The organism is Streptomyces sp. NPDC001594 (assembly GCF_042893675.1).
Classification (GTDB): Bacteria; Actinomycetota; Actinomycetes; order Streptomycetales; family Streptomycetaceae; genus Streptomyces.
Window position 1 is genome coordinate 1 of record NZ_JBIAVB010000037.1, and the last position, 5,236, is coordinate 5,236.

Here is a 5,236-nt window from a genome sequence, read left to right on the forward strand (position 1 = left end):
CGGCGGGCCTGCCGGGCCTCTCCCTCGCCTGGGGCCTGTGGGCCGGCGTCGGCGGCATGGGCGACACCCTCACCGACGAGGACGTCGAACGCATCAGCCGCTCCGGCGTCCGCCCGCTCACCGTCGACCAAGGCCTCGCCCTCTTCGACGCCGCCCTCTCCACCGACGAACCCCTCCTCGTCCCCGTCCCCCTCGACCTGCGCACCCTGCGCACCCGCGACCACGTCCCCGCCCTCCTGCGGGCCCTGACCGCCGGACCGGCCCGCCGGACCGCCGCCCGGGCGGCGGAACCCGCCGGGGCCACGGCCACCGGGCCGTCGCTGCGCGAGCGGCTGCTGGCGCTGCCCGCCGAGGAACGGGACGCCGTGCTGCTGGACCTCGTGTGCGGTCAGGTGGCGCTGGTCCTCGGGCACGCGCGGGCTTCGGCGGTGGACGGCGAGCGGCAGTTCCGCGAGCTGGGCTTCGACTCCCTCACCGCGCTCGAACTGCGCAACGGGCTGGGCCCGGTGACGGGCCTGACCCTGCCCGCGACGGTGGTGTTCGACTACCCGACGCCGGCCGCGCTCGCCGGATACCTGCGGGCCGAGCTGGTCGACGCGTACGCGGAACACGCACTCGCCGAACGGCTGGACTCCCTGGAGCCCGTCCTGGCCTCCCTCGCCCAGGACGACGTGCTGCGCGGGAAGGCGGAGGCCCGACTGCGCGCCCTCCTGGAGCGGCTCGGCGCCTCCGGCGCGGCGGCGTCCCAGCCCGTGGACGCCACGAGCGCCGCTCGTGCCGCGTCCGAGGAGCGTGAGATCGAATCGGCCACCACCGACGAACTCTTCGACCTGATCGACAAGGAATTCGGATCCCTGTAGCCAGGACCGTCCTCCCCCTCCCCCCTCCCTCCCACACCGATCCGAAACTCCGAAGCTCCGAAACTCCGCAGCTCCGCAGCTCCGAAGCACAGAGATTCCTTGAAAGGCGATACACCGATGTCGGACGAAACGAAGCTCGTTGACTACCTGAAGCGGGTCACCGCCGACCTGCGTCAGACGACTCGACGGCTTCGCGAGGTGGAGGCGGAGGCCACCGAGCCGATCGCGATCGTCGGGATGAGCTGCCGCTACCCCGGCGGCGTGCGGACGCCGGAGGACCTGTGGGAGCTGGTGTCGGGCGGCCGGGACGGCATCAGCGCCTTCCCCTCCGACCGCGGCTGGGACGTGGAGGCGCTGTACGACGAGGACCCGGAGCGGCGGGGGACCTCGTACACCCGCGAGGGCGGTTTCCTCGAAGGCGCCGCGGAGTTCGACGCGGGCTTCTTCGGGGTGTCCCCGCGTGAGGCGCAGGCGATGGACCCGCAGCACCGGCTGCTGCTGGAGACCTCCTGGGAGGCGTTCGAACGGGCGGGCATCGACCCGCTGTCGGTGAAGGGGCAGCGGATCGGCGTCTTCGCCGGGCTGATGTACCACGACTACGGGACGAGCGTGGCGGAGGTGCCCGAGGAGCTGGAGGGCTACCTCGGCAACGGCAGCGCGGGCAGCATCGCCTCCGGCCGCGTCTCGTACACCCTGGGCCTGGAGGGTCCGGCGGTGACCGTGGACACCGCCTGCTCTTCCTCCCTCGTCGCCCTGCACCTCGCCGTGCAGTCGCTGCGGCGCGGGGAGTGCACGATGGCCCTCGCGGGCGGGGTCACCGTCATGGCGACGCCGGCGACCTTCGTGGAGTTCAGCCGTCAGCGCGGACTGTCCGCCGACGGCCGCTGCAAGTCCTTCGCCGAGGGCGCCGACGGCACGGGCTGGGGCGAGGGCGTCGGCATGCTGCTCGTGGAGCGCCTGTCGGACGCCGTGCGCGCCGGACACCACGTACTGGCCGTCGTCCGCGGCTCGGCGGTGAACCAGGACGGCGCCAGCAACGGGCTCACCGCCCCCAACGGCCCCTCCCAGCAGCGGGTCATCCGCCAGGCCCTCGACAGCGCGGGCCTGACCACCGCCGACGTCGACGCGGTGGAAGCCCATGGCACGGGCACCAAGCTCGGCGACCCGATCGAGGCCCAGGCCCTGCTCGCCACCTACGGCCAGGACCGGGCGGCGGGCGCCGCACCGCTGTGGCTCGGCTCGGTGAAGTCCAACATCGGGCACACCCAGGCCGCCGCCGGCGTCGCGGGCGTCATCAAGATGGTGCAGGCCATGCGCCACGGTTCCCTCCCGCGCACCCTGCACGTGGACGCGCCGTCCAGCCACATCGACTGGTCGGCGGGCGCGGTCGAACTCCTCACCGAGGACCGGGCCTGGCCCGAGACCGGCCGCGCGCGCCGCGCGGGCGTCTCCTCGTTCGGCATCAGCGGCACCAACGCGCACATCATCCTGGAGCAGGCCCCCGCCGACGCCCCCGACGCCGCCCCCGCCGACGCGGAGCCGGAAGGCGGGGAGCCGCAGCCGCAGGCCGCTTCCGTCGCCCCGCCCGCCACCCTCCCGTTCCTCGTCTCCGGCCGCACCCCCGAGGCCCTGCGGGCGCAGGCCGGGCGGCTGGCCTCGTTCCTGCGGGAGTCCCCCGGTGCGGCGGCGGCCGCCCCCGTGGACCTCGCGTACTCCCTGGCCGCCTCCCGCTCCACCTGGGAGCACCGGGCCGCCGTCGTCGCCGACGACCGCGCGGAGCTGCTCGGCGCCCTCGACGCCCTGGCCGAGGGCGCCGGAGCGGCGCCCGGGCTGGTGCGGGGCACGGCCGAGAAGGGCCGCACGGCCTTCCTGTTCACCTTCCAGGGCAGCCAGCGTCCCGGCATGGGCCGCGAACTGTACGAGGCGTTCCCGGTGTTCGCCGCCGCCTTCGACGAGGTCTGCGCCGAACTCGACCGCCACCTGGACCGGCCGATCCGCGAGATCGTCTTCGCCCCCGAGGGCACCCCCGAAGCCGCGCTCATCGACCGCACCCTGTACTCCTCGCCGGCCATCTTCGCCCTCGAAGTCGCCCTGTACCGGCTGCTGGAGCACTGGGGGATCCGCCCCGACCTGGTCTCGGGCGGCTCGATCGGCGACTCGGCCGCCATCCACGTCACCGGAGTGCTCTCCCTCGCCGACGCCGCGACCCTGGTGACCGCGCGCAGCCGGCTGATGAACGAGCTGCCCGCGGGCGGCGGCATGGTCGCCGTCGAAGCCCCCGAGCAGGTCGTCCGCGAAGCCCTGGACGAGCTCGGCGGCCGCGTGTGCGTCGCACTGGTCAACGGGCCGGAGGCGTTCGTGGTCTCCGGTGACGAGGACCTGATCGCCGGGCTCGGCGACCGCTGGAAGGCCGACGGGTACCGCATCAAGCGGCTGACCGTCGGGCACGCCTTCCACTCCCCGCACATGGACCCGATGCTCGACGCGTTCCGGGAGGTCGCCCGCTCGCTCACCTTCCGGGCCCCGCGCATCCCGATGGTCGACGCGCTGACCGGCGAGCTGATGGACGCCGACCGGATGTGCGACCCCGAGTACTGGGTGCGGCACGTCCGCGAGGCCGTGCGGTTCGTCGACGCCGTCCGCACGCTGGAGTCCGAGGGAGTGACCACGTACCTGGAGGTCGGGCCGCTCGCCATGCAGAGCCTGATGGCCCGCGCCTGCCTGACCGCCGAGTCCGGGGCCGCGCTGGTCCCGTCGCTGCGCCGGGACCGGCCCGAGGTGTGGTCGCTGGTGCACGCCGTCGCCCAGCTGCACGTGCGGGGCGTACGGGTGGACTGGGAACGCTTCCACGCCGACGCGCGCCCGACGGTGACGGGGCTGCCGACGTACGCCTTCCAGCGCGCTCGGTACTGGCTGGAGTCCGCCGGCACCCGGGGCGCGCTCGGGGCCGGTGCGGCCGCCGCGGAGCTGGGGCTGAGCCTGGCCGGGCACCCGCTGCTCGGTACCGCGATCTCGCTGGCCGACTCCGGGGGCTTCCTGTTCACCGCCCGGCTGTCGCTGCGTTCGCAACGTTGGCTGGCGGACCACCGGGTGCTGGACCGGGCGGTCGTGCCCGGTGCGGCGCTCGTGGAGCTGGCCGTACGGGCCGGTGACGAGGCCGGCTGCGACACCCTCGACGAACTGACCCTGGCCGCGCCCCTGGTGCTGCCCGAGGACGGCGGGGTCCAGTTGCGGCTCACCGTGGCGGAGCCGGACGCGCGGGGCCGTCGCGCGCTGAGCCTGTACTCCCGCCCGGAGGACGCCGACACCGGCGAGCCGTGGACCCGGCACGCCGAGGGCACGCTCTCCCCCGGCGGCTCCGCCCCCGCGGAGGGGCTGGCGGTATGGCCGCCGGCCGGGGCCGAGGCACTCGACACGGACGGCCTGTACGAGGCCCTCGGCGCGGCTGGACTCGCCTACGGGCCGGTGTTCCAGGGCCTCGGGGCCGCCTGGAAGCTCGGCGAGGAGGTCTACGCCGAGGTCGCCCTCCCCGAGGAGGCCACCGCCGACGCGGGCCGCTACGGCATCCACCCGGCGCTGCTGGACGCCGCCCTGCACGGCATCGGCCTGGGGTCCTTCGTCACCGGCGACGGCGGGGCCCGCCTGCCCTTCGCCTGGACCGGGGTGTCGCTGTACGCGGCCGGGGCCGCCGCCCTGCGCGTGCGCATCGCCCCCGCCGGGACGGACTCGGTCGCGCTGACCCTCGCCGACCAGACCGGCGCACCCGTCGCCGCCGTCGAGTCCCTCGCCCTGCGCGCCGTCACCGCCGGACAGCTGGAGGACGGCGGCTCCCTGCGCGACGCCCTGTTCCGGGTGGAGTGGGTCGAGCCGGTGCTCGGGGAGAGCAGCCGCGGTGACTGGGCCTGGCTGGACGAGGAGGGCGACGGCGTCCCCCCGTACATGGTCGCGCGCACCCCGGCCGGCGAGGTGCACTCCGCCGTGGTGGAGGCCCTGAGGCTGGTGCGGTCCTGGCTGGACGAGGAGCGGTTCGCCGGGTCCCGGCTGGTGTTCACCGCCGAGCGGCAGGACCCGGCCACGGCGGCGGTGTGGGGGCTGGTGCGTTCCGCGCAGGCCGAGAACCCCGGCCGGTTCGCCCTGGTCGAGGCCGCCGACGTCGAGGCCTCCTGGGAGCGGATCTCCGCCGCGCTGGCGGCCGGTGAGGAACAGCTCGCCCTGCGCGGCGACTCGGTCCTCGTACCGCGGCTGGCGCGGTCCGCCGCCACCCCGGCCGGGGCAGGAGCGTTCGGGGACGGCACGGTCCTGATCACCGGCGGAACCGGTGGCCTCGGCGCCCTCTTCGCCCGCCACCTGGTCACCGAGCACGGCGTCCGCGACCT

At 75.2% G+C, this 5,236-nt stretch carries 1 protein-coding gene and 1 pseudogene; both read left to right on the forward strand.

The features are described 5' to 3' along the window. The coding region (locus ACFY0O_RS37585) for a phosphopantetheine-binding protein (protein WP_388955591.1) at nucleotides 1-860 on the forward strand (860 nt) is incomplete at its 5' end. Between the two features lie 120 nt (nucleotides 861-980). Further along, nucleotides 981-5,236 (forward strand): annotated as a pseudogene (locus ACFY0O_RS37590) (type I polyketide synthase); the annotation flags it as partial.